The 23,856-nt window shown below is 70.9% G+C and carries 20 protein-coding genes; 7 read left to right on the top strand and 13 right to left on the bottom strand.

Features of this window, described 5'->3' with window-relative positions; translation table 11 throughout:
* Nucleotides 1–38: 38 nt before the first annotated feature.
* The 7 genes from ACIBUY_RS02080 to ACIBUY_RS02110 all read right to left on the bottom strand — a co-directional run bounded on the left by ACIBUY_RS02080 (nucleotide 39) and on the right by ACIBUY_RS02110 (nucleotide 11,503).
* Nucleotides 39–3,866: a ThuA domain-containing protein gene (locus ACIBUY_RS02080; protein WP_399151437.1), complete on the bottom strand. Its 3,828-nt coding sequence runs from the start codon at nucleotides 3,864–3,866 to the stop codon at nucleotides 39–41.
* Nucleotides 3,867–4,070: 204 nt separating this feature from the next.
* Nucleotides 4,071–5,069: a sugar phosphate isomerase/epimerase family protein gene (locus tag ACIBUY_RS02085; RefSeq protein ID WP_399151438.1), complete on the bottom strand. Its 999-nt coding sequence runs from the start codon at nucleotides 5,067–5,069 to the stop codon at nucleotides 4,071–4,073.
* A gap of 14 nt (nucleotides 5,070–5,083) precedes the next feature.
* The gene (locus ACIBUY_RS02090) at nucleotides 5,084–6,331 is read right to left on the bottom strand and encodes a Gfo/Idh/MocA family protein (protein ID WP_399151439.1); all 1,248 of its coding nucleotides are present in this window, start codon (nucleotides 6,329–6,331) and stop codon (nucleotides 5,084–5,086) included.
* Between the two features lie 55 nt (nucleotides 6,332–6,386).
* The gene (locus ACIBUY_RS02095; RefSeq protein ID WP_365579414.1) at nucleotides 6,387–7,445 is read right to left on the bottom strand and encodes a substrate-binding domain-containing protein; all 1,059 of its coding nucleotides are present in this window, start codon (nucleotides 7,443–7,445) and stop codon (nucleotides 6,387–6,389) included.
* 51 nt (nucleotides 7,446–7,496) lie between these two features.
* Complete coding sequence (locus ACIBUY_RS02100) at nucleotides 7,497–8,507, bottom strand: ABC transporter permease (RefSeq protein WP_365579412.1); 1,011 nt, start codon at nucleotides 8,505–8,507, stop codon at nucleotides 7,497–7,499.
* A gap of 166 nt (nucleotides 8,508–8,673) precedes the next feature.
* Nucleotides 8,674–10,170 carry a sugar ABC transporter ATP-binding protein gene (locus ACIBUY_RS02105; protein ID WP_399151440.1) on the bottom strand — a complete coding sequence of 499 codons (1,497 nt, stop codon included), beginning with the start codon at nucleotides 10,168–10,170 and terminating at the stop codon, nucleotides 8,674–8,676.
* Nucleotides 10,171–10,321: 151 nt separating this feature from the next.
* Complete coding sequence (locus ACIBUY_RS02110) at nucleotides 10,322–11,503, bottom strand: ROK family transcriptional regulator (RefSeq protein WP_365579408.1); 1,182 nt, start codon at nucleotides 11,501–11,503, stop codon at nucleotides 10,322–10,324.
* A 227-nt stretch (nucleotides 11,504–11,730) separates the two neighbouring features.
* On the opposite strand from ACIBUY_RS02110, the gene ACIBUY_RS02115 reads away from it, so the two are divergent.
* Genes ACIBUY_RS02115 through ACIBUY_RS02125 form a run of 3 tightly spaced genes read left to right on the top strand, consistent with a single transcriptional unit; the run spans nucleotide 11,731 to nucleotide 14,406 of the window.
* Nucleotides 11,731–12,933 carry a low temperature requirement protein A gene (locus ACIBUY_RS02115; RefSeq protein ID WP_365579406.1) on the top strand — a complete coding sequence of 401 codons (1,203 nt, stop codon included), beginning with the start codon at nucleotides 11,731–11,733 and terminating at the stop codon, nucleotides 12,931–12,933.
* Nucleotides 12,934–12,954: 21 nt separating this feature from the next.
* On the top strand, nucleotides 12,955–13,800 hold the full coding sequence (locus ACIBUY_RS02120; RefSeq protein WP_399151441.1) for an NAD(P)H-binding protein: 846 nt from the start codon (nucleotides 12,955–12,957) through the stop codon (nucleotides 13,798–13,800).
* A gap of 21 nt (nucleotides 13,801–13,821) precedes the next feature.
* The gene (locus tag ACIBUY_RS02125) at nucleotides 13,822–14,406 is read left to right on the top strand and encodes a TIGR03086 family metal-binding protein (RefSeq protein ID WP_365579402.1); all 585 of its coding nucleotides are present in this window, start codon (nucleotides 13,822–13,824) and stop codon (nucleotides 14,404–14,406) included.
* Between the two features lie 44 nt (nucleotides 14,407–14,450).
* Here ACIBUY_RS02125 and ACIBUY_RS02130 read toward each other — a convergent pair whose 3' ends face one another.
* The 4 genes from ACIBUY_RS02130 to ACIBUY_RS02145 all read right to left on the bottom strand — a co-directional run bounded on the left by ACIBUY_RS02130 (nucleotide 14,451) and on the right by ACIBUY_RS02145 (nucleotide 17,810).
* A complete protein-coding gene (locus tag ACIBUY_RS02130) occupies nucleotides 14,451–15,131 on the bottom strand; it encodes a GntR family transcriptional regulator (protein ID WP_365578913.1) in 681 nt (226 codons plus the stop codon).
* A gap of 153 nt (nucleotides 15,132–15,284) precedes the next feature.
* A complete protein-coding gene (locus tag ACIBUY_RS02135) occupies nucleotides 15,285–16,232 on the bottom strand; it encodes a beta-ketoacyl-ACP synthase III (RefSeq protein WP_365578915.1) in 948 nt (315 codons plus the stop codon).
* Nucleotides 16,233–16,345: 113 nt separating this feature from the next.
* Complete coding sequence (locus tag ACIBUY_RS02140; RefSeq protein ID WP_365578917.1) at nucleotides 16,346–16,489, bottom strand: hypothetical protein; 144 nt, start codon at nucleotides 16,487–16,489, stop codon at nucleotides 16,346–16,348.
* On the bottom strand, nucleotides 16,449–17,810 hold the full coding sequence (locus ACIBUY_RS02145; RefSeq protein WP_365578919.1) for an OFA family MFS transporter: 1,362 nt from the start codon (nucleotides 17,808–17,810) through the stop codon (nucleotides 16,449–16,451). The genes ACIBUY_RS02140 and ACIBUY_RS02145 overlap by 41 nt, the downstream gene beginning before the upstream one ends.
* Before the next feature lie 228 nt (nucleotides 17,811–18,038).
* Here ACIBUY_RS02145 and fdhD point away from each other — a divergent pair, with 228 nt between their 5' ends.
* Nucleotides 18,039–18,914, top strand: coding sequence for a formate dehydrogenase accessory sulfurtransferase FdhD (fdhD, locus tag ACIBUY_RS02150; RefSeq protein ID WP_399151442.1), 876 nt, complete (start codon nucleotides 18,039–18,041; stop codon nucleotides 18,912–18,914).
* Between the two features lie 85 nt (nucleotides 18,915–18,999).
* Here the strand turns inward: fdhD and ACIBUY_RS02155 are convergent, their stop codons facing one another.
* Entirely contained in the window at nucleotides 19,000–19,431 is a 432-nt protein-coding gene (locus ACIBUY_RS02155; RefSeq protein ID WP_365578923.1) for a MarR family winged helix-turn-helix transcriptional regulator, read from the bottom strand.
* Nucleotides 19,432–19,528: 97 nt separating this feature from the next.
* On the opposite strand from ACIBUY_RS02155, the gene ACIBUY_RS02160 reads away from it, so the two are divergent.
* Both ACIBUY_RS02160 and ACIBUY_RS02165 read left to right on the top strand, forming a co-directional pair.
* Nucleotides 19,529–20,452 carry a zinc-binding alcohol dehydrogenase family protein gene (locus ACIBUY_RS02160; protein WP_399151443.1) on the top strand — a complete coding sequence of 308 codons (924 nt, stop codon included), beginning with the start codon at nucleotides 19,529–19,531 and terminating at the stop codon, nucleotides 20,450–20,452.
* Between the two features lie 185 nt (nucleotides 20,453–20,637).
* Nucleotides 20,638–21,819, top strand: a complete 1,182-nt coding sequence (locus ACIBUY_RS02165; RefSeq protein WP_399151444.1) for a hypothetical protein — start codon at nucleotides 20,638–20,640, stop codon at nucleotides 21,817–21,819.
* Here ACIBUY_RS02165 and ACIBUY_RS02170 read toward each other — a convergent pair.
* Nucleotides 21,764–22,804, bottom strand: a complete 1,041-nt coding sequence (locus ACIBUY_RS02170; protein WP_365578929.1) for a bile acid:sodium symporter family protein — start codon at nucleotides 22,802–22,804, stop codon at nucleotides 21,764–21,766. The genes ACIBUY_RS02165 and ACIBUY_RS02170 overlap by 56 nt on opposite strands.
* Before the next feature lie 164 nt (nucleotides 22,805–22,968).
* Here ACIBUY_RS02170 and ACIBUY_RS02175 point away from each other — a divergent pair, with 164 nt between their 5' ends.
* On the top strand, nucleotides 22,969–23,847 hold the full coding sequence (locus ACIBUY_RS02175) for a LysR substrate-binding domain-containing protein (protein WP_399151445.1): 879 nt from the start codon (nucleotides 22,969–22,971) through the stop codon (nucleotides 23,845–23,847).
* Nucleotides 23,848–23,856 lie beyond the last annotated feature (9 nt).

A 23,856-nucleotide genomic window follows, 5' to 3' on the forward strand; every position in this document is an offset into this window, starting at 1 on the left:
AGGTCCGGCGTCCTCCGCCCGCCGCCGAACTGGGTGCCCTAGCTGGGCAGTTCCTTGAGCTGGATGTTGCGGTAGGAGACCTGGTCGTCGGCGCCGTGGTTCTGGATGCCGATGTAGCCGTCGGTCAGGCTCCGCTCGGGGTCCTTGTTGGTGAAGTCGTTGATCTTGACTCCGTTGAGGAACACCTGGAGGCGTTCGCCCTGGACCTTGATCTCGTAGGAGTTCCACTGGCCCGGCGGGCGCAGGACCGCGTCACGGGCCTTGATGTTCGCCGCCTTGAACGTGTACACCGAGCCGGTGGTGCGGTCGGGTGCGTCGGTGGCGTCGATCTGGATCTCGTAGCCCTTGTTCACCGCGGACCAGGGGTCGTCGGAGGCCGGGAAGCCCACGAAGACACCGGAGTTGTCGTCGCCCTGCATCTTCCAGTCGAGCTTCAGGGAGTACGACGTGAGCTCCTTGGCCTGGTACCAGAGCAGGCCCATGCCGCCCTCGGACTCCAGCGTGCCGTCCTTGACGTTGAACCGGCCGGGTCCTGCCTGCTTCCAGCCGTCCAGGGACTGGCCGTTGAAGATGGGCCGGTAGTCCTTGTTCGGCTTGCAGTTGGCGTTCTCCTGCCCTGTGGCGTACTTCAGTCCGCCGAGCAGGTGGGTGCGGTAGGCGGCGTCCGCGTAGGACTCCTTGGTGTGGCCGAGGCCGGTGTAGAAGGAGCGGCCGCCGCCGTAGCTCTGGCACCAGGCGATCGGGTGGTCGCCCTTCATGTTCCCGCCCTGGTAGGTCGTCTCGTCGAGCGTGGCGAGGACGTGCACCTTGTCGCGCGGGTTGGTGCGGTAGTTGTACAGCTCGTCGGTCTTCTCCCAGGTGTCGCCGAGGTGGGCGGTGGCCGGGTTGGCGTGGTCCTCGACGCGGACGGTGGCCTTCTGGATGGCCGGGTGCGAGTCGAAGTAGGCGCCGACGAGGCCGCCGTAGTACGGCCAGTCGTACTCGGTGTCGGCGGCGGCGTGGATGCCCATGTAGCCGCCGCCCTTGGCGATGAAGTCCTCGAACGCCTTCTGCTGGGTGTCGTTGAGGACGTCACCGGTGGTGGACAGGAAGACCACCGCGTCGTAGCGCGCCAGGTTGTTGGTGGTGAACTGGTCGGCGGACTCGGTGGCGTCGACGGTGATGTTGCTGGTCGTGCCGAGTTCCTTCAGGGCGGCGATGCCGTCCGGGATGGCGTCGTGGCGGAAGCCGGCCGTCTTGGAGAAGACGAGGACCCGCTTGGCGTCCTTCACGGGGGCGTCGCCGGTGATCTCGAAGTCGTCGACGTCGTAGAGGGCGCCGTCACCGCCCTTGAAGACGAGGTACAGGTCGGTGGTCTTCTTGGGCACGCCCCGCAGGGGCACGTCGACGTTCTGGAAGGTCTCCCAGCTGCCGGTCACGGGGACCGTGGTGGAGCCGAGGAGGGGTCCGGTCGCCGAGCCGGTGCGCACCTCGAGGAAGCCGCCCGCGCCGCCGGAGGAGATCCGGGCGGTGAGCTTGTTGGCTCCGGTGAGGTTGTACGGGGTGAAGGAGATCCAGTCACCGTCGTTGATGTCGCCGACGGTCTTGCCGCCGTTGGCCTGGGGCTTGCTGATCTGCGAGATGCCCTGCTGCGCCGTGTAGTGCTCGGCCTGGCGGTGGCGCGGCTGGAGCTGGACCGAGGCGTGGGTGGTGAGCGGCGCCTGGCCGCCCCCGCCGCCGTCGGTGTACTCGGCGTCGAGCACGCCGTAGATGTTGGCGTTCGGGTCGTGCTCGGCGTCGGCGGGTGCGGTGATGGTGCCTTCGCAGCCGTTGGCCGAGGTGATCGCGTGGGCGTGGTGGTCATGGCCGAGGAGGTAGCGCACGGTGACCTTGGAGCAGTCGATCGTGCCGTCCTCCGGATCGGTCACGGACACCTTGAACGGGATGGTGTCACCGAACTTGAACACCGAACCGTTCGGCGGGGAGAGGAACTTCACGCTCGGCGCGGTGTTGCCGACGACGACGCGGACGTTCGCGGAGCCGGTGCGCCCGGTGCCGTCGTCCCCCGTGACGGTCACCACGTACGTGCCGTCCTTGCGGTACGTGTGGCTGGGGTTCGCGCCGGTGCCCTTGGTCCCGTCGCCGAAGTCCCAGCTGTACGTGATGGGGTCGTTGTCGGCGTCGGTACCGGTCGCGGTGAACCTGGTGCTCAGCGGCGACTGGCCGGACGTCCTGGTGGCCTTGGCCTCGACGACCGGGGAGTGTCCGCCGGTCGCGTTCTCGATGCGGTACAGCGCCGAGTTCTCGTCGCCGCCGAACCAGGAGAGGCCGTAGTCGAGGACGTACAGGGCGCCGTCGGGGCCGAAGGCGCTGTCCATGACCTGGGTGCCGGACCACGGGAAGTCGTTGATCTTCGTGACGTTGCCGGAGGCGTCCTGCTCGATCCGCTTGATCCACTGGCGGCCGAACTCGCCGGCGAAGAAGTTCCCGTCGTACTCCTCGGGGAACTTCACCGGGGAGTCGAGGTTCGCGTCGTAGCGGTAGACCGGCATGGCCATCGGCGACTCGGAGCCGGTGCCGAACTCGGGCACGCTGCCGCCGTCGTACGGGATCCAGGCGGGCTGGGCCGCGGGCAGGTCGGTGATGCCGGTGTTGTTCGGGGACTCGTTCTTCGGCGCGTTGCAGTCGAAGGACGCGCCGGAGGCCTTGGTGGCGAAGTCGTAGTCGACGTAGGCGTCGTTCTTGCCGGTGCAGTACGGCCAGCCGAAGTTGCCCGCCTTGGTGATCTTGGCGAACTCGACCTGTCCGCCGGGTCCGCGCTTCGGGTCGGCCGCGCCCGCGTCGGGCCCGTAGTCACCTACGTACACGGTGCCGGTCGGCTTGTCGACGCTGATGCGGAACGGGTTGCGGAAGCCCATCGCGTAGATCTCGGGACGGGTCTTCTCGGTGCCCGGGGCGAAGAGGTTGCCGGCCGGGATGTCGTACGTCCCGTCGGCCTTGACCTTGATGCGGAGCACCTTGCCGCGCAGGTCGTTGGTGTTGCCCGCGCTGCGCTGGGCGTCGAAGGCGGGGTTGCGGTCGGCCCGCTCGTCGATCGGCGTGTAGCCGTCGGAGGCGAAGGGGTTCGTGTCGTCGCCGGTCGACAGGTACAGGTTGCCGTCGGCGTCGAAGTCGATGTCGCCGCCGACGTGGCAGCAGGTGCCGCGGGACGTCTTGACCTCGAGGACGTTCTTCTCGCTGGCCTTGTCGAGGGTGCCGTCGGCCTTGAGGACGAAGCGGGCCAGGCGGTTCACACCGTCGAACTTGGCGAAGTCGGCGGCGGTGCCGTTCTCCGGGGCGTCACCGGCCGGGGTGTTCAGCGGCGGCGCGTAGTAGAGGTAGATGAAGCGGTTGTCCTTGAAGCCGGGGTCGATGCCGACGCCCTGCAGGCCCTCCTCGTCGTGGTTGTACACGTCGAGCTTGCCGGCGACGGAGGTGTTGCCGCCCGCGTCGGTCAGGCGCAGCGTGCCGTCGCGGGAGGTGTGCAGGACGCTGCGGTCCGGGAGGACGGCCAGGGACATCGGCTCGCCGGTCTCGTCCGCGCCCTTGGCGAGGGTGACCTGCTGGAAGTCCGCTGCGGCGGCGGGCCCGTCGGGCTCGGGGTGGGCACTGGCCGTGCCCGGCAGCGACAGCGCCAGCGAGGAGCTGACGAGCAGGCCGCCGGTGAGCAGGGCGAGTGTCGTGCGGAGCCGGGAGCGACGGGTGGGATGGGCTCTGGTTCTGCTGCTTCTGTTACTGCTGCTTCTGTCTCTGTTGCTGTGCACGAAGGTCCCTCCGGGAACGGGGTGGGCCGTACGGGGTGGGTGCATAGACGTGCGGTGCCTGCGGGCGCCGGGGTGCGCCGTCACCCCGGAGGTTTGTGTCGTGCATGTGACAACGAAGCTAACTCCGTTTGTCCGACCCGGATACCCCTTGTGCGCCGAGTAGTTGAGCTTTCTCCTGCGCGTGGACAAAGACGGTTTCCGGGCAGGGCTCAGCGACTGCGCGACCACGACGGGGGCACGGTCGGGTCGCGCAGCGCTGCGGGTCGACCTGGGGCGTGTCCGCCGAGGTCAGCTGCTGAAAGCGGCGTCGAAGGACGACGTGGGCGGCTCGAAGTCGAATTGCTTCAGGCTCCGCAGCGCCTCGGGAGCGCCCTGCAGGCGGTCCATGCCGGCGTCCTCCCACTCCACCGAGATCGGACCCTGGTAGTCGATCGAGCGCAGCATCCGGAAGACGTCCTCCCAGGGCACGTCGCCGTGGCCCGCGGAGACGAAGTCCCAGCCGCGGCGCGGGTCGCCCCACGGCAGGTGGGAGCCGAGGCGCCCGTTGCGGCCGTCGAGGCGCTTGCGCGCCTCCTTGCAGTCGACGTGGTAGATCCGGTCGCGGAAGTCCCACAGGAACCCGACGGGGTCGAGGTCCTGCCACACGAAGTGGGACGGGTCGAAGTTGAGGCCGAAGGCGGGCCGGTGGTCAACTGCCGCCAGCGCCTTGTGCGTTGTCCAGTAGTCGTACGCGATCTCGCTCGGGTGCACTTCGTGCGCGAAGCGCACCCCCTCCGCGTCGAAGACGTCGAGGATGGGGTTCCAGCGGTCCGCGAAGTCCTGGTAGCCGCGCTCGATCATCGACTCGGGAGCCGGCGGGAACATGGCGACGAGGTGCCAGATGGACGAGCCGGTGAAGCCGATGACGGTGTCGACGCCGAAGGCCGCGGCCGCACGGGCCGTGTCCGCGATCTCGGCCGCGGCCCGCTGCCGTACGCCCTCGGCCTCGCCGTCGCCCCAGATGCGGGCGGGCAGGATCGCCTCGTGGCGCTCGTCGATGATGGCGTCGCAGACGGCCTGGCCGACCAGGTGGTTGGAGATCGCGAGGCACGTGAGCCCGTACTTGTCGAGCAGGGCGTGGCGCCCCTTCACGTACGCGGGGTCGGCGAGGGCCTTGTCGACCTCGAAGTGGTCGCCCCAGCAGGCGAGTTCGAGGCCGTCGTAGCCGAAGTCGCGGGCCAGGCGGCAGACCTCTTCGAGCGGGAGGTCCGCCCATTGTCCGGTGAACAGGGTGAACTGGCGTGGCACGGTGACAAGCCTCCTCAAGCCTGGACTGGGGTGTACACGGAGTTCTTCGCCGCGCTCTCCTCGACGGCCGCGAGGACGCGCTGCACCTGCAGTCCGTCGGCGAACGACGGGCTGGGCGTGGTGCGTTCGGCGATGGCGTGCACCAGGTCGCGGGCCTGGTGGGTGAACGTGTGCTCGTAGCCGAGGCCGTGGCCCGGCGGCCACCACGCCTCCAGGTACGGGTGGTCGGGTTCGGTGACGAGGATGCGGCGGAAGCCCGCGCTGACGCCCGGCTCGGTGTGGTCGTGGAAGTAGAGCTCGTTGAGGCGCTCCAGGTCGAAGGCCAACGAGCCGCGCTCGCCGTTGAGTTCGAGCTTCAGGGCGTTCTTGCGGCCGGTCGCGAACCGGGTCGCCTCGAAGGAGGCGAGCGCGCCGGAGGCGAAGCGGCCGGTGAACAGGGCCGCGTCGTCGACGGTGACCTGACCGACGCCCCGCTCCCCTGCCCCGGCCGACGACAGGCCCGAGGAGGCGCCGTCGAGCAGCGGGCGTTCGCGGACGAACGTCTCGGTGAGCGCGGAGACGCCCGCCACCGGCTCGCCCGCCACGAACTGGGCGAGGTCGACGGCGTGCGCGCCCAGGTCGCCGAGCGCGCCCGAGCCCGCGTACGGCTTCTGCAGGCGCCAGGTCAGCGGGAACGACGGGTCGACGAGCCAGTCCTGGAGGTACGTGACGCGCACGTGCCGCAGGGTGCCGACGCGGCCCTCCGCGACCATCCGGCGGGCCAGGGCCATGGCGGGGACGCGCCGGTAGTTGAACCCGGTCATCGCCAACTGCCCGCGCTCCGCGGCCCGTTCGGCGACCTCGGTCATCGCCTCGGCCTCCTCCACCGAGTTCGCGAGGGGCTTCTCGCACAGCACGTGCTTGCCCGCCTCGAGGGCCGCGATGGCGATCTCGGCGTGGCTGTCTCCCGGCGTGCAGATGTCGACGAGATCGACGTCGTCGCGGGCGATCAGGGCCCGCCAGTCGGTCTCGGCCGCGGCCCAGCCGAGCCGGTCGGCCGCCGCGCGCACGGCCGCTCCGTCCCGGCCGCAGACCGCGGCGAGCCGGGGCGTGAGCGGCAGGTCGAAGGCCCGGCCCACGGTGCGCCACCCCTGCGAGTGGGCGGCGCCCATGAACGCGTAGCCGACCATGCCCACGCCCAGGACGGGCCTCGGCTTCACTTCTCCGTCGTTGTCGCCGCCGCCCGATTCCCGAGACGTCGTGCCCGTGCTGCTGCCTGCCATGCGGAAGTCCTCCTCGTCCACGCGGTGATCGCCAGGTGCCTCGTGCCCGCGCCGGTCACTTGAAGCCGGTGGGCAGGTACTGGCTGACGTTGTCCTTGTCGACGACGGCCGAGTAGAGGGTGACCTGGGAGGGGATCTCGAACTCGGCCATGCCGCCGATCCCCTTGCCCTGGCCGAGCGCGCGGGCCAGGTCGATCGCGGAGGCGGCCATGGTCGGCGGGTACAGGACGGTGGCCTTCAGGACGCTGTTGTCGGCCTCGATGGCCTGCATCGCGGAGAGGGCGCCGGCGCCGCCGACCATCAGGAAGCCGTCGCGGCCCGCCTGCTTGATGGCGCGCAGGGCGCCGACCCCCTGGTCGTCGTCGTGGTTCCACAGGGCGTCGAAGTTCTTCTGCGCCTGCAGGAGTTGGGACATCTTGGCCTGTCCCGACTCGACGGTGAAGTCGGCGGCCTGGCGGGCCACCTTCTCGATGTTGGGGAAGTTCTTCAGGGCGTCGTCGAAGCCCTGCGTGCGCTGCTTGGTCAGCTCGAGGTTGTCGATGCCGGCGAGCTCGATGACCTTCGCGTTCTTCTTGTCCTTGAGCTTCTCGCCGATGTAGTTGCCGGCATTGAGCCCCATGCCGTAGTTGTCGCCGCCGATCCAACACCGGTACGCCTGCGGGGTGTTGAAGATGCGGTCGAGGTTCACGACGGGTATCCCGGCACGCATCGCCTTCAGGCCGACCTGGGTCAGCGCCTTGCCGTCGGCGGGCAGGATGACGAGGACGTCGACCTTCTTGTTGATGAGCGTCTCGACCTGGCCGATCTGCGCGGCGACGTCGTTCGAGCCCTCCGTCGTCTCGAGGGTGACGTCGGAGTACTTCTTCGCCCGCGCCTTGGCGTTGTCGTTGATGGCGTTGAGCCAGCCGTGGTCGGCCTGCGGTCCGGCGAAGCCGATGGTGACCGGCTTGCCCTTCTTGTCGTCGGCGACCGGCTGGTCGGCGGCCTTGCTGCTGTCGCCCTTGTCGCTGGGCTCGTTGCTGGTGCAGGCCGTGAGCAGGCCGCCCGTGGTCACGGCGGCGGCCGCGCCGAACAGGATGTTTCTGCGGCTCGTGACGCTTGTCGACTCTGGCATGGCGTCGTCCCTTCGCGGGTCAGGAGGTTCGCTGGTCAGGAGGTGCGCGGGTCAGGAGGTGGAGTTGGCCGTGCGTCGCTGGACCAGGACCGCCGCCACGATGATCGCGCCCTTGGCGATCTGCTGGACGTCGCTCTGCAGGTTGTTCAGCGAGAAGATGTTCTGGATCGTGGTGAAGATCAGGACGCCGAGGACCGAGCCGACGATGGTGCCGCGGCCGCCGGTGAGCAGGGTGCCGCCGATGATGGCGGCGGCGATGGCATCGAGTTCGTACAGGTTGCCGTTGGTGTTCTGGCCGGATCCCGCGAGGACGATCAGCAGGAACGCGGCGATGCCGCAGCACAGGCCCGACAGCAGGTACAGGTAGAGCCGCTGCCGGCGTACGTCGATGCCGGCGAGCCGGGCGGCTTCCGCGTTGCCGCCGACGGCGACGGAGCGGCGGCCGAACGTGGTGCGGTTCAGCACCAGCCAGCCGATGATCGTGACCGCGGCGAAGACGAGGACCAGGGGCGGGATGCCGAGGACGTAGGAGGGTCGCTCACCGAGCTTCAACACCGAGTCCACGGTGACCACTTGGGTCTTGCCGTCGGTCAGGTGCAGGGCGAGACCGCGGCCCGAGGCGAGCATCGCGAGGGTGGCGATGAACGGGACCATGCCGCCGTACGCGATGAGGACGCCGTTGACGAGACCGCAGGCGACGCCGACGACGACCGCGGTGAACAGGATGCCGACGAACCCGTACTCCTGTGTCGCCACCGTGGTGGCCCAACAGCTGGCCAGGGCGACGATCGCGCCCACGGAGAGGTCGATGCCGCCGGAGATGATCACGAAGGTCATGCCGACGGTGACGACGCCGATGACGGACGCCTGGGTCAGGATGAGCTGGACGTTGTCGGTGTCCAGGAAGGAGTCGGGCTGGGTGATGCCGCCGATGACGACCAGGGCGACGAGGACGCCGAGCAGGGAGAGCGTGCGGACGTCCAGGCGGACGGCCTTGGGGGTTCTGGGGGCCGCGGCGCGCTTGGGCTCCGCCGGGCGGGTGGGTGTGGCGGGCTGCGTCATGTCGCCGGGGTCCCTTCTGGGCGGGGGTCACTGTTCTGCGGGGCTGGTGTGCTGGTCGACCACTCGCCGTGGAGCGGATGTGGTGTGTCGGGTGCGCGTTGTACGTGGCTGAGCACGCAGTTCCCCGCGCCCCAGACGAGGCTGATCTCGCCCCTGGCCGGGGCTCTCACGTCGGGGTTCCTTCCATGACCAGGTCCAGGACTCGGTGTTCCGTCAGGGACGTGGCCGGGGCCTCGTGGACGATGCGGCCTTCCCTGAGGACCAGGACGCGGTCCGCGAGGCCCAGGACCTCGGGGACCTCGCTGGAGACCAGGAGGACGGCGAGGCCCTCGTCGGCGAGGCGGCGGATGACCGCGTAGAGCTCGGCGCGGGCGCCGACGTCGACGCCCCGGGTCGGCTCGTCCAGGAGCAGGACCTTGCAGCCGCGCAGCAGCCAGCGGGCCAGGACGGCCTTCTGCTGGTTGCCGCCGGAGAGGGTGCGCACGGGCGCGGACGGGTTGTCGGGGCGCAGCGAGAGCTCCCGCGTGGCCTTCAGCGCGGCCGCGCCCTCGCGGCGCCGGTCCACCCAACCGCCGTACGAGAAGCGGGACATGGAGGAGACGGAGACGTTGCGCGTGACCGACTCCAGCATCAGCAGGCCCTGCGCCTTGCGTTCCTCGGGCGCGAGGCCGAGGCCGGCGCGGACCGCGGAGCGCACGCTGCCGGGGCGCAACACCTTTCCCTCGACGGCGACCTGACCGGTCGTCGGTTTCCGCGCGCCGTAGATCGTCTCCAGGATCTCGGAGCGGCCCGAGCCGACGAGTCCCGCCAGGCCGACGATTTCGCCGGGGCGGACTTCGAGGTCGAGTGGCTCGAACTCGCCCTGGCGGGACAGGTTTTGCACGGAGAGGACCGGCGCCGGTGTCTTGTTCGCGATCGCCGGCGCCGGGCGGTCGGGGAAGACGTACTCGACGTTGCGGCCCGTCATCAGCGCCACCACGTCCCGCGTCGGCGTGTCCTTCGCGGGCAGTCCCCCGGCCACGGCCCGGCCGTCCTTGAGGAGGGTGACGCGGTCGCCGATGCGGCGGATCTCCTCCAGGCGGTGCGAGATGTAGACGACCGCCACGCCGTCCGCGGTGAGGTTCGCGACGATCCGGAAGAGGTTGTCGACCTCGTCGGGGTCGAGGGCCGCGGACGGCTCGTCCATGACGATGAGGCGTACGTCGTGGGAGAGGGCCCGGGCCATCGAGACGATCTGCTGCCCGGCCGCGGAGAGGTCGCCGACCAGGGTGCCGGGGTCGATCTCCCCGTGCCCAAGTCGCTTGAGCAGTGCGGCAGTTGCCGCCTTGGCGTCCCGTCCTCGTACGACGAAACCGGCGGCGGTCGGCTCGTGCCCGAGGAACACGTTCTCGGCCACCGACAGGCCCTCGACCAGGTCGAGTTCCTGGTAGATGGTGGCGATGCCGAGGCGCATCGCGGCGATCGGCGAGCGCAGGGTGACCGGCTCCGAGCGCCAGGTGATGGCACCCTCGTCGGGCTGGTGGGCGCCGGCGAGGACCTTGATGAGCGTGGACTTGCCCGCTCCGTTCTGGCCGAGCAGACAGTGCACCTCACCGGCCTGGACCTCGAGGTCCACTCCGTCGAGGGCGCGTACGCCGGGGAACGACTTGGTGATGCCGGACATGGTGAGCAGCGGTGGTTCTGGTGCCGAAGATGCCGAAGATGCCGAAGGTGGCAACGGTGCCATGGCGGTTCCCCTAGCAGCGGGTGCGGACCGGTTTCAGGGCAGGGCAGAGCAGGGCGCTGTGCAGAGGTGCTTGATCCCGCGGCAGTGCCTACGCGGGTGAGAACAGGTGGTCGCTGATCAGGCGGGCGCCGCCGATGACGCCGGCGGTGGGGCCCAACTCGCCCAGGACGATGGGCAGATTGCCGGTCGCGAGCGGCAGCGACTGGCGGTAGACCTGGGTGCGCAGGGCGGCGAGGAGCGTGTGGCCGAGGCCGGTGACACCGCCGCCGATGACGACCAGGCCGGGGTTGAAGAAGCTGACGAGGGACGCGATGACCTGTCCCGTGCGGTTGCCGCCCTCGCGGATCAGGTCGAGGGAGGTGCCGTCACCGGCGGCCGCGGCCACCGCGACGTCGGCCGCGCTGAGCTTGCCGGCCGATTCGAGCCGCCCCGCGAGTTCCGGGGAGCGTCCGTCGCGGGCGGCCTCCTCCGCGTCACGGGCGAGTGCCGCGCCGCTGAAGTAGGCCTCCAGGCAGCCCTTGTTGCCGCAGGCGCACTGCCTGCCGTCGGGCTCGACCTGGATGTGCCCGATGTCGCCCGCGGAACCGGTCGTGCCGCGGTAGACCTCGCCGCCGACGACGATGCCGCAGCCGATGCCGGTGCCGATCTTGACGCAGAGGAAGTCGCGCGCCTGGCGGGCGACGCCCGCGTGCTGCTCGCCCATCGCCATCAGGTTCACGTCGTTGTCGACCATGACGGGGCAGCCCAGTTCCTGACTGAGCGCCTCGCGGACCGGGAAGCCGTCCCAGCCGGGCATGATCGGCGGTGCGACCGGGACGCCTTCGGGGAAGCGGACCGGACCGGGCACGCCGATGCCCGCTCCGTCGAACCCCTCGGCGAGTCCGGACGCCTTCAACTTGGCTGCCATGGCGAGGACTTGCTCGAAGACCGCGACCGGCCCCTCGCGGACGTCCATGGGCTGGGTGATGTGCCCGAGGACCTCCAGCTCGGCGTTGGTGACGGCGACGTCGACCGAGGTCGCGCCGATGTCGACGCCGAGGAAGCGGAGTTCGGGGGCGAGCCGGATGTTGTGGGAGCGGCGGCCGCCGCGGGATGCGGCGAGTCCGTCGGCGACCACGAGTCCGGTCTCCAGGAGGCGGTCCACCTCGACGGCCAGCTTGGAGCGGGACAGATCGATCTGATCGCCCAGCTGGGCACGGGAGTTGGGACCGCCGTCGCGCAGCAGTCGCAGCAAGCGCGCCTGGTGCGCGTTCGCGGGTCGAGCCGTCATGCGTCTCACGTGCCCCTCCCCGCCTCTTCGGGCTCCAGTGGTCGTTCTTTCGATGGGGAACGTAGCAGCGCCTGCCGGGTGTGGGAAGAAGTTGCGCAGGAATTACCCATGACTTTCTCCCGTCACAGGACAAAGACCGTTCCTCGAGACGCTCCCCCGCCCGTCGCGCGGGCGGACCGTAGTCTGTGCGCCGCGACAACGCGCCACGTCACAGGGGGTAGTCCGACATGACGCCGGAGACGGCACCAGCACCGCACGCACAGAAGCCCGAGGAGTCCGGGCCCGCCGTCACCCAGCGGGTCACGACGCTGGAGCTCTTCTTCGACCTGGTCTTCGTCTATACGTTGACCCAGCTGACCGTGCTGATCGCGCACGACCTGTCGTGGGCCACCGCGGGCCGCGTCGTGCTGATCTTCATGGTCCTGTACTGGATGTACTCGGCGTACGGCTACCTCACCAACCAGGTCCCGCCGGACCGGCCCTCGCGGCGCCTGCTGCTGATGCTCGGCATGGCGGCGTTCCTGATCTGCGCCCTGTCGATCCCGCACGTCTTCGATCCGCACGCGAACGCGGGCGTGGTCTTCGGCCTCGGCTATGTGCTGGTCGTCGTCGTGCACAGCGTGCTGTACACGCGCAGTCACGGCAGTGACGTCCTGTGGTACGCGGTGCCCAACACCCTTGCGGCGCTGGCCATCACGGGCGCGGGTCTGTGCACGGGGCTGACGTCCGACGGTCTTTGGGTGCTCGCGATCGCGGTGCAGTTCGTGACGCCGCGCCTGGCGGAGCGGGGCCCGGCCCGCCGCTCGGGCCGGGCACCCGCCGAACTCCGTGCCCAGTTGGGCGGCTTGCACCCCGGTCACTTCGTCGAACGGCACGGGCTGCTGCTGATCGTGTCGTTCGGCGAGTCGGTCATCGCGATCGGGGTCGGCATCGGCGACCTGCCGTTCACGGTGAGCGTGGGCACGGGCGTCTTCCTGGCGCTCGCCCTGGCCGGGGCCCTGTGGTGGACGTACTTCGTGCGCGACGAGGGCGGCGCCGAGCACCGCTTCGCGGCCACCCCGCCCGACCGCCGCTTCCGCCTGGCCATGACCGCGTACTACTACGCGTTCCTGCCGATGCTGCTCGGTGTCGCCTTCCTCGCCGCGGGCATCAAGAAGTCGCTCGGCCACATCGGCGAGCACCTGCACACCGGCCCCGCGCTCGCACTCTCCGGCGGCGTGGCACTGTTCCTGGCGGGCGACGTGGCGTTCCGGGCGACGATGCGACTGTTCCCGCTGGGGTTCCGGGCGGCGGCCGTGCCAGTGGTGGCGGCGACCGCGCTCCTCGGCGTTCACGTCTCCGCGCTGGCCCAACTCCTCGCTCTGGTCGCCACGTTGGTGATCATGCTGGCCGCTGAGGCACGCTGGTCCCCGAGCGCGCCCGCGGAGTGAGGCGCCGGACAGGGGGTTCGCATGATTCTGGTGACGGGTGCGACGGGGAACGTCGGCGCGCAGGTGGTCCGCGCGGTGGCCGCGACGGGCGCGCCGGTACGGGCGCTCAGCCGGGCCGGATCGCCCGAGGGACTGCCGCCGGGCGCGCAGGCGGCGGCCGGCGACCTCAACCGGCCGGAGTCGGTGCGGTCCGCGCTGACCGGCGTCGACGCGCTGTTCCTGCTGCCGGGGTACGGCGGGCAGCGGCAGATCCTGGCCGACGCCCGGGAGGCGGGGGTGCGGCGGGTCGTGCTGCTGTCGAGCGGTTCCATCCCGGGCGGCGAGCGGACCAACGCCGTCACCGGCTACATGATGGAGTCGGAGGACGCGGCGCGCGACTCGGGACTGGCCTGGACGTTCCTGAGGCCGTGTGCCTTCATGTCCAACACCCTCGAGTGGGCGGACCAGTTGAGGAAGGGTGACGTGGTGCGGGCCGCGTTTCCCGAGGTGCGGGCCGCGGTGCTCGACCCGTACGACATCGGGGAGGTCGCCGCCCGCGTCCTGCTCGCACCCCCGGGCCCCTACGACGGCCGGGCGCTCGCCCTGTCCGGGCCCGTGGCGCTCACCCCGGCGGACCGTGTCCGGATCCTCGCCGAGGTGCTCGGGCGACCGCTACGGTTCGAGGGCCTGACGAACGAGGAGGCGCGGGCCGACTTCGCCGCGCGGATGCCCGAGGCGTACGTGGACGCCTTCTTCCGGTTCTACGTGGACGGGACGCTGGACGAGTCACCGGTGCGGGACACGGTGGAGAAGGTCACGGGCCGGGCGCCGCGCACGTTCGAGCAGTGGGCCCAGGAGCACGTGCACGCATTCGATCCGGCCGCCTAGGCCGTACTTGGGGGAGGAACCATGAGTCCGATCGACGGCTACGAGCTGATGGAGCAGGCGCACGCGTATCTGCGGGCCGCCGTGCGCGGGGTGCCGGCGGACGGCTGGGACCGGCCGACGCCGTGCACCGAGTGGACGGTGCGCCAGGTGCTCAACCACGCGCGCCTCGACCAGCAGGCGCTCGTGATGCAGATCGCCGACGTCGCGCCGAGCGGCGACCCGTTCGCCCCGGTGGACGAGGTCGGCCCCGATCCGGTGGGCGAGTTGGAGCAGGTGCTGGACGTGGCCACGGCCGCGTGGGAGTCCGTCGGCCGGGACGCCGAGGAAGTGGTCACGCCGATCGGCACCGTGGCGTCCCGGCTCGGCACCGCCCTGGCCGCCCTCGACGCGGCGGTGCACGCCTGGGACATCGCCCGTGCCACCGGACAGGAACTGCCGCTCTCCGACGAGTTGGCGGCCGGTCTGCAGGAACCGGTCACCCAGTTCGTCGATTTCGTCCGGGACAACTACCAGAAGTACGCCCCGGTCGTGGTGGTCCCCGAGCAGGCGGGCGCCGCGGCCCGCCTGCTGGCGTTCACGGGCCGCGACCCGGAGTGGAAGCCCTAGGGCGTGTCGGTCGCTCCGCCCGGCGGTCTCACCCGGCCCGTCGGTCAGTCGCGGTCGTCGCGGTGGTGATACGTCTCGCGGGTGTGCTCCGTGTGCGCCCGCATCACCGCCGTGGCCCGTGCCTCGTCGCGCCCCGAGATCGCCGTGATCAGTTCGCGGTGCTCGATCCAGGACTGCTTGCCGCGCTGGCGGGCGACCGGCTGGTAGTACCAGCGCACGCGGCGGTCGACCTGGCCGGCGAGTTCGGCCAGGACCACGTTGCCCGCGAGCTCCATGACCTTCGCGTGGAACTCGGCGTTGGTCGCGACCACCAGCTCCACGTCCCCGTCGGCGACCGCCTTCTCGCCCTTCGCGCAGAGCTCCTCGAGGGCGGTGATCCCGGTCTTGCCCGCGTTGGCCGCGGCGAGCCGGGCGGCCTCGGCCTCCAACAGCGTGCGGACGGTGAGGAGTTGGTCGGCCTCCTCCTCCGTCGGCTCGTGCACGAACGCGCCCTGCGCCGGGCGCAGGTCCACCCAGCCCTCGGTGTTGAGCCGCTGCAGCGCCTCGCGCACCGGCTGGCGGGAGACACCGAGGTGTCCGGCCAGCTCGCTCTCGACGAGGTGCTGTCCCGGCTGCAGGGCGCGGGTCGTGATGAGTTCGAGCAACGCCTCGTAGACACGCTCGCGCAGCGGTCCGGGGCGTTCGAGCTTCGGCACCGCCCCCTGCGGCAGTCCTGTGGACAACATCGCGGTCCCCCTCCTGGGCCTCGGAGCATGCGGAAGGCCGATTCCGAAACACAATCTCTCAATTGTCTTTGGAATACAGTCTACCGAGCACAATGGCCACCGCCAGGGGCAGTTGGCCTCGTCACATCCCGGGTGCCCCGTGCTCCCCGCGCGTCACGGGCAGCGTACGACCTGACCCGCGTACGAGAGGTTCCCGCCGAAGCCGAAGAGCAGGGCGGGCGCACCGCTCTCGACCTCGCCGCGCTCGATCAGCTTGGACAGGGCCATCGGGACGCTCGCGGCCGAGGTGTTTCCGGACTCGATCACGTCCCGCGCGACCACCGCGTTCACGGCGCCGATCTTCTCCGCGAGCGGTTCGATGATGCGCAGGTTGGCCTGGTGGAGCACGACGGCGGCCAGGTCGGCCGGGGTGAGGCCCGCCTTCTCGCACGCCTCGCGGGCCAGCGGCGGCAGTTGGCGCGTGGCCCAGCGGTACACGGACTGGCCCTCCTGCGCGAAGCGGGCGGGCTCGCCCTCGATGCGTACGGCGTTGCCCATCTCCGGGACCGAGCCCCACAGGACGGGTCCGATGCCGGGCTCCTCGCCGTCGGCGCACGGCTCGACGACCACGGCGCCCGCGCCGTCCCCGGTCAGCACGCAGGTGGAGCGGTCGGTCCAGTCGGTGACGGCCGACATCTTGTCCGCGCCGATGACGAGGGCACGCGTGGCGGCGCCCGCGCGCAGCGTGTGGTCGGCGGTGGCGAGGGCGTGGGTGAACCCGGCGCAGACGACGTTCAGGTCGAGCGCCGCCGGGGACGGAACGCCCAGGCGGTGGGCGACGCGGGCGGCCGTGTTCGGGGAGCGGTCCACGGCGGTGGAGGTGGCGACGATGACGAGGTCGATCGCGTCGGCGGTGAGGCCCGCGGCGGCCAGCGCCTTGGCACCGGCGTGCGCGGCGAGTTCGTCGACCGGCTCGTCGGGGCCCGCGATGTGCCGGGTGCGGATGCCGACGCGGGAGCGGATCCACTCGTCGCTGGTGTCGACCATGCCCGCCAGGTCCTCGTTCGTGAGCACCCTGGCGGGCTGGTAGTGGCCGATACCGACGATGCGCGAACCGTTCATGGAGGTCCCCTCGTGTACGCGTTGCGGACGTCCCAGTGTGGTCAGCGACCGGCGAGTACGAGGTGACGTAAAGCGACAGGATTGTGCGGCCCGGGTTGGAGAGTTCTACCCGATCACCCGGTGAACAGCTGGGTGGCCTTTTGCACCAGTTCGTACAGTCCGTAGGCGAGCGGCGCCCCCACCCAGAGCCAGGCGACGGCGATCAGACCGCGGCGCCTAGGCGGGCTGCTGACGGTCGTGGGCGGGGTCGAGGTCATCGCTGGTCTCCCTGGGGGCGGGGATGTGGTGGTGGCGGGCGTGGACGGGCCGGACGAGTTCGTTGGCCACGAAGCCGACGACGAGCAGGCCGATCATGATGCCGAACGAGAGCCCGTAGAGGGCGGATCCGTGCTTTCCGGCGTCCTTCTGGCTGTCGGCGACCCGGTTGACGATGAGCGGGCCGAGCACGCCGGCCGTGGACCAGGCGGTGAGCAGCCGGCCGTGGATGGCGCCCACCTGGTAGGTGCCGAACAGGTCCTTCAGGTACGCGGGTACGGTCGCGAAGCCGCCTCCGTAGAAGGAGAGGATCACGAGCGCGCAGACGACGAAGAGGGGCTTGGAGGTGTCTCCGTAGAGCGCGATGAGGAGGTACATCAGGGCGCCGGCGCCGAGATAGAGGCGGTAGACGTTCTTGCGGCCGATGAGGTCGGAGGTGGAGGACCAGCCGATGCGTCCGGCCATGTTCGCGGCGGAGAGCAGGGCGACGAATCCGGCCGCGGCGGACACCGAGACCGGGGTGCCGGTGTCGGCGAAGAAGTCCGTGATCATGGGGGCGGCCTTCTCCAGGATGCCGATCCCGGCCGTGACGTTCATGCAGAGCACGAGCCAGAGGCACCAGAACTGGGGGGTGCGGATCGCCTGGTTCGCCGACACCTGGGGGCCGGCCGCGGGCATCCGCGTCCCCGCGTCCTTCGCCGCCCCCTTCACTGCCACCGGGGCCCGCGGCACCCGCACCAGCAGCACGCCCAGCGACATGAACACGGCGTAGACGAGTCCGTGCACCAGGAACGCAAGCGCAATGCCCCCGCTGTCGGCGCCGAACGACTCCAGCATCTGGGCGCTCCACGGTGACGCGATGAGCGCGCCGCCGCCGAAGCCCATGATCGCGATGCCGGTGGCCATGCCGGGCCTGTCGGGGAACCACTTGATCAGGGTGGAGACCGGGGAGATGTAACCGATGCCCAGGCCGATGCCACCGACGAAGCCGTAGCCAAGGACGATCAGCCAGTACTGCTCGGTGGCGGCACCGAGCGCGGAGAGCAGGAAGCCCGAGGAGAAGCAGACGAGGGCGACGGTCATCGCCCAGCGCGGACCGTTGCGCTCGACGAGCGTGCCGCCGAACGCGGCGGACAGGCCGAGCATCACGATGCCGAGCTGGAACGGCAGCGCGCTCTGCGTGCCGCTCAGGTCGAGGGCGGATTCGAGGGGCGGTTTGAAGACGCTCCAGGCGTAGGCCTGGCCGATGGAGAGGTGGACCGAGAGCGCGGCAGGGGGGACGAGCCACCGGGACCAGCCGGGTGGTGCGACGGGGGGCCTCATGATCCCGAACGGTAGGGATCCACAAGGGAGTTGGGAAGACGCCGGGCGAGGCCTTGTCGGCAGAACGCCCATACTGTAGACAATATTCCATCGGGGCGCCGGGGGGTTGCAGCGTCCAGGACCGCCCGCAGGACAATGGCTCCACAGGACACTGGCTCCACAGGACACTGGCTCCACAGGACAGTGACTCCACAGGACAGTGACGGAACGAACCGGATCGGATCGGATATGGGACGAGTCACCGAACGACGCAAGGTGATCCGCATCAGGGGCGGCCAGGTCTCGGAGCGCCCCGACACCCTCGTCGCCGAGGAACCCCTGGAGATCCGGCTGAACGGCAAGCCGCTCGCCATCACCATGCGCACACCGGGCGACGACTTCGCGCTCGCGGCGGGCTTCCTGGTGAGCGAGGGAGTGCTCGGCTCCGCCGCCGATCTGCAGAACATCGTGTACTGCGCGGGGGCGACCCTGGAGGTCCCCCCAGGCCCTTCAGGCGCTGGGCGAGGCTCGAACACGTACAACGTGGTGGACGTGCGCACGGCGCCGGACGTCGTGATGCCCGACATCACGCTGGAGCGCAACGTCTATACGACCTCCTCGTGCGGCCTCTGCGGCAAGGCGAGCCTCGACGCGGTGCGCACCACGGCCCGGTTCCCGATCGCCGACACTCCCCCGGTCCGGCTCGAACCCGAACTGCTCGCGTCGCTCCCCGACCGGCTGCGCGAGGCCCAGCGCGTGTTCGACCGGACCGGGGGCCTGCACGCCGCGGCACTGTTCGACGAGGCGGGGCGGCTCGTCGACATACGGGAGGACGTGGGCCGGCACAACGCGGTCGACAAGCTCGTCGGCCGCGCCCTGCAGAACGGGGACCTGCCGCTGTCGCGCTCGGTCCTGCTGGTGTCCGGGCGCGCCTCGTTCGAGCTGGCGCAGAAGGCCGTCATGGCGGGCATCCCGGTGCTCGCGGCGGTGTCGGCCCCCTCGTCCCTCGCCGTCGACCTGGCCGCCGAGACGGGCCTGACCCTGATCGGCTTCCTGCGGGGCACCTCCATGAACGTGTACGCGGGTGAGCACCGGGTCGCCCTGGGGGCCGCGGCCGCTCACTGACCCCGGCGCCCGCGGCACGACGGCGGGACCCGGACCGGCGGGGAGCGCCCCCTGCGCCGACCGGGCCCCTACGTTCCCGGGTACCTCATTCCGGGATGCCCGACACCCGCCGGACCATGTCCAGGAACACCTTCCGCTCGGCGGCGTCGAGGGGCGCGAGCAGTTCGTCGTTCGCGGCACGGGCCGCGCGGGCGCAGCGCTCGACGAGGCGCCTGCCGTCTCCGGTGATGGTCACCGCGTTCTTGCGCCGGTCCTTGGGATCGGGCGCGCGCTCGACAAGTCCCGCGTCCTGAAGGTCGTTGAGGACGCCGACCATGTCCTTGGGGTCGAGCCCCACACCCCGCACCAGATCGGCCTGCGCCACGGGCTCGAGGTCGGCGACCGCACTCAGGACGACGTGGTGCCACATCTTCAGCCCCTGCTCGGCGAGGGCGTCCGCGACGAGGCCACGCCCGCGCGCGGCGGCGCGGCCGAGCAGCCAGCTGGGCAGATCGCGGATGGTGCTCGGAGTCTCCATGTCGGCAGTCTAGCGAGAAATCATTGGACTCCCCAACGAAAGAAGGGTTACCGTTGGGACTCCCAACGAATGATGGCCCAGGGAGGCGATGACGCGCATGCGTCGTGTCCGGTACGAACACAGCGGCGGCCCCGAAGTCCTGTTCCTGGAGGAGGCGCCCGTCCCGGAGCCGGGCCCCGGCCAACTCCTCGTCCGCACCGAGGCCATCGGCGTCACCCTGCCCATGGTGCGCAAGGTCCGCGAACAGCGCGAGCCCATCCCGCTGGGCGGCGAGATCGCGGGCGAGGTCGTGGCGCTCGGCGAGGGCGTGACGTCGTACGCGATCGGCGACCGCGTCACCGGCCTGTCCCTCGGACACGGCTACGCCGACCACGCGCTGCTGCACGTCGCGATGGCCTCACCGGTGCCGGACGCGGCGAGTGCGGTGGACGCCGTGGCCCTCGTGCGCAGCGGGCTCGTCGCGTACGGGGCGCTGCGCGCGGCGCGGCCCGAGCCGGGCGAGGCCGCGCTGGTCACGGCCGCGGCCAGCGGGGTGGGTCATCTCGCCCTGCAATTGGCCCGGTTGGAGGGCGCCGGGCGGGTGATCGCCGCGGTCTCCGACCCGCGCAAGGCCGACTTCCTGCGCGGCCTCGGGGCGGACGCCGTGGTCGCGTACGGCGCCGAGTCCTGGGGCGAGCCCGTGGACTACGTGCTCGACGCGGTCGGCGGCGACCTCCTCAAGCCCTCGGTCGAGGCGCTCGCACCGCACGGCCGGCTCGTCGCGTACAGCTCGGGCGGCGGCACCGTGGAGGCGTACGACCTGCTGGTCGGCGCGAAGTCGGTCATCGGGTTCCAGATGGCGCTCATCGCGCGGGGCCGGCCCGAGACGTACGCGAAGTGGCGTGCGGAACTGTGGGAGTTGTTCCTGACGGGCCGTCTGAAGCCTTTCGTGCACGAGGAGTTCACGCTCAAGGACGCGGCGCGGGCGCACGAGGTGATCGAGCGGCGGGCCAACCTCGGCAAGGTCGTACTGCGGCCCTGACGCTCTGCGGCATTCCCTGACGAGGGTGACGGCCTGTTGAGCATGTCCGTGTGGTTGCCGCTGGATCGAGTGCGGGGGCGGCACTAGGGTCGCGTCATGTGAGGGGCCGTCAGGTTGCGTGGGCGTCTTGCGGCCGGTGGGGGCTCGGTGCACTCCGCGGCGGAGCCGCTGATCGACGCTGGCCCGTGCGCCTGATCGGCCTGCTCACCGTTGTCGCCTGCTTGATCGTTCTCGTGGTCGCCCTCCCCCAGCGGGAGGGCGACTCCCGTTGCGGGGCACGGTCCGTCGCCGCATGGGCCCCGGCCGACGAAGCGACTCGCGCGTGGGAGTCGTACGGGAACGACAACTCCCGTACCGACGACTGGACCGGCGGCGACGGGACGCATTCCGTTGCGCTCCCCGACGGGCGGGTGCTCTGGCTGTTCTCCGACACGTATCTCGGGGTCGTGCACCCGGCCCCGAATCCCGAGGGACAGCCGTACGCCTGGCGTGACGCGGGTGCCCCCTTCGTGCGCAACTCCGCCGTCGTGACGGACCGTTCGGGGCGGTCGGCGCGGACCGTGGCCGCCCCGCTGTTCCCGGACACGGGCGTCGGCGAGTGGCGGTGGCCCGTGGCCGCGCGGGTCGAGCCGCGGTCGCCGGGCTCGGGCCAGCAGGTCGTACGCGTGCTGCTGTGGACGCGGGCGGCCGGTACGGGTCCGTACATCTACGGCGTGCCGACGGCCACCGAGGTGGCGACCCTGTCGCTGCCGGACCTGCGGCTCGAAGGCATCACGCAGGTCCTCGACCAGCGGCAGGTGGCGGATCCCGCGCGGCGCGTGCTGTTCGGTACGAGCACGGTCGACGCGGGCGACTGGACGTACGTGTTCGGCGGGGACGACGGACAGGCCGCCGTGCACCGCGCCCATGTGGCCCGGGTGCCGCGCGGGCGGCTCGGGTCCGTGGCGGCGTGGGAGTTCTGGGACGGGCAGCGCTGGCGCGGCGGGGCGCGGCCCGCGCCGGTGCTCGGGGACGGACAGCGGCGCGGCGTGGGCAGCGCGTTCGGGGTGGTGCGGGACCGGGGGACGTACGTGCTGTTCACGATGGCGGCGGGGACGGCGGGGCTCACGCACGTCGTCTCGTACTGGGCGTGCTCCCCGACCGGGCCCTGGCACGGGCCCGCGCGGGCGTTCACGGCGCCGCTGCCGGAGGGCACGGTCGCCGCGTACAACCCGCAGGTGCATCCGGCGCTCGGCGGAGGCGGTGGACGGCTGGTGCTGAGCTACGACGTCAACTGGCTGGACGCGGCGCCCGCCACCGCGCAGGCGCAGCTCAGCCGGAACGTGTCGCTGTACCGGCCGCGGTTCGTGTCGGTGCGGTTGGAGTGAGCCCCTGTGCCGGCTCCTCGGGATCCTTCGCGCGGCGCTTGGCGATGACCGCGCACACCATCAGCTGCATCTGGTGGAAGAGCATCAGCGGCAGGACGGCGAGCGAGGCGTGCGCGCCGAACAGGACGCTCGCCATGGGCAGTCCGGACGCCAGGGACTTCTTCGAGCCCGCGAACTGGATGGCGATCCGGTCGCCCCGGTTGAAGCCGAGGGCCTTGGCGCCGTACCAGGTGGCCGCCAGCATCACGGCGAGCAGCACCGCCTCCACGGCGAGCAGGCCGGCCAGGCGGACGGCGCTGACCTGGTGCCAGATGCCCTGGACCATGCCTTCGCTGAACGCGGTGTAGACGACGAGCAGGATCGAGCCCCGGTCGACGTAGCCGAGGATCTTCTTGTGGCGGGTCAGGAATCCTCCGACCCAGCGGCGCAGCAACTGGCCCGCGAGGAACGGCACGAGCAGCTGCAGCACGATCTTGAGGAGCGAGTCCGCGGAGAAGCCGCCGCCGCTGCTGCCGAGCAGGCCCGCCGCGAGCAGTGGCGTGATGACGATGCCCGCGAGCGAGGAGAAGGAGCCCGCGCAGATCGCCGCCGGGACGTTGCCGCGCGCGATCGACGTGAAGGCGATCGACGACTGGATCGTGGACGGGACGAGGGTGAGGAAGAGCAGGCCCTCGTACAGGTTCTGCGGGAGCAGGACGGGGACCAGGCCGCGGGCCGCGAGGCCGAGCAGCGGGAACGCCACGAACGTACAGGCCAGGACCGTCACATGGAGCCGCCAGTGCCGCAGGCCGTCCATCGCCTCACGGGTCGAGAGTCTGGCCCCGTAGAGGAAGAAGAGGAAGGCGACCGCCGCGGTCGAGGCGCCCGACGCGACGTCGGCGGCGGCGCCGCGGGCCGGCAGGAGCGCGGCGAGGCCGACGGTCCCGATCAACGCCAGGATGTACGGGTCGATCGGCATCCAGGTCGGCCGGCTGAGGCGTTTCATTGGTTCCTTGATCTTCGGTGCTCTCGGTTCATGTGCGCGCGGTTCATGTGCGCGCGGTTCATGTCGTGCCCTCTCGATGATCCTCCTGATCATCGTGATCGGGAATCCTGCATACCGTTCTGACTGTCATCGCGAATCATGATGGCCGCGGGTAGGGTCGCGGCATGTACGACCCCGGGCAGTTGAGGACGTTTTTGGCCGTCGCGCAGACGCTGAGCTTCACGCAGGCCGCGCGCCGGCTCGGCCTTCGGCAGTCGACGGTCAGCCAGCACGTGCGGCGCCTGGAGGACGCGGCCGGGCGGACGCTGTTCACGCGGGACACGCACTCCGTGGAGCTGACCGAGGACGGGGAGGCGATGCTCGGGTTCGCGCGGCGGATCCTCGCGGTGCACGAGCAGGCGGCGGCGTTCTTCACGGGGACACGGCTGCGGGGGCGGCTGCGGTTCGGGGCCTCCGAGGACTTCGTGCTGACCCGGCTCACCGAGATCCTGGAGTCGTTCCGGCACCAGCATCCCGAGGTGGACCTGGAGCTCACGGTCGAGCTGTCGGGGACGCTGCACGAGCAGCTCGCGGCCGGGAAGCTCGATCTCGTCCTGGCCAAGCGGCGGCCCGAGGATCCGCACGGGGAGTCGGTGTGGCACGACCGGCTCGTGTGGATCGGCGCGGAGCGGCTGCGGATCGACCCGGAGCGGCCCGTGCCGTTGATCGTGTTCCCGCCACCGGGGATCTCGCGGGCCATGGCCCTGGAGGCGCTCGAGCGGCACGGGCGGGCCTGGCGCATCGCCTGTACGAGCGGGTCGCTGAACGGCCTGATCGCGGCGGCGCGGGCCGGTCTCGGCGTGATGGCGCACTCCCGGGGGCTCATCCCGCCGGGGCTCGTGCGGGTCCCCGACCGGGTGGGGCTGCCGGAGCTGGGGTCGGTCGACTTCGTGCTGCTGTACGGGTCCGCCGAGCGGGGGCGCGGGAAGGGTGGGCCTGCGCGAGCGCTGGCGGAGGCCATCCTGGCGGGGGCCGACCGGTTGCATCGGGCCTCGCGCGCCTGATCCCCCTGA

Origin of the sequence: Streptomyces sp. NPDC050085 (assembly GCF_044460595.1) — a bacterium.
Classification (GTDB): domain Bacteria; phylum Actinomycetota; class Actinomycetes; order Streptomycetales; family Streptomycetaceae; genus Streptomyces.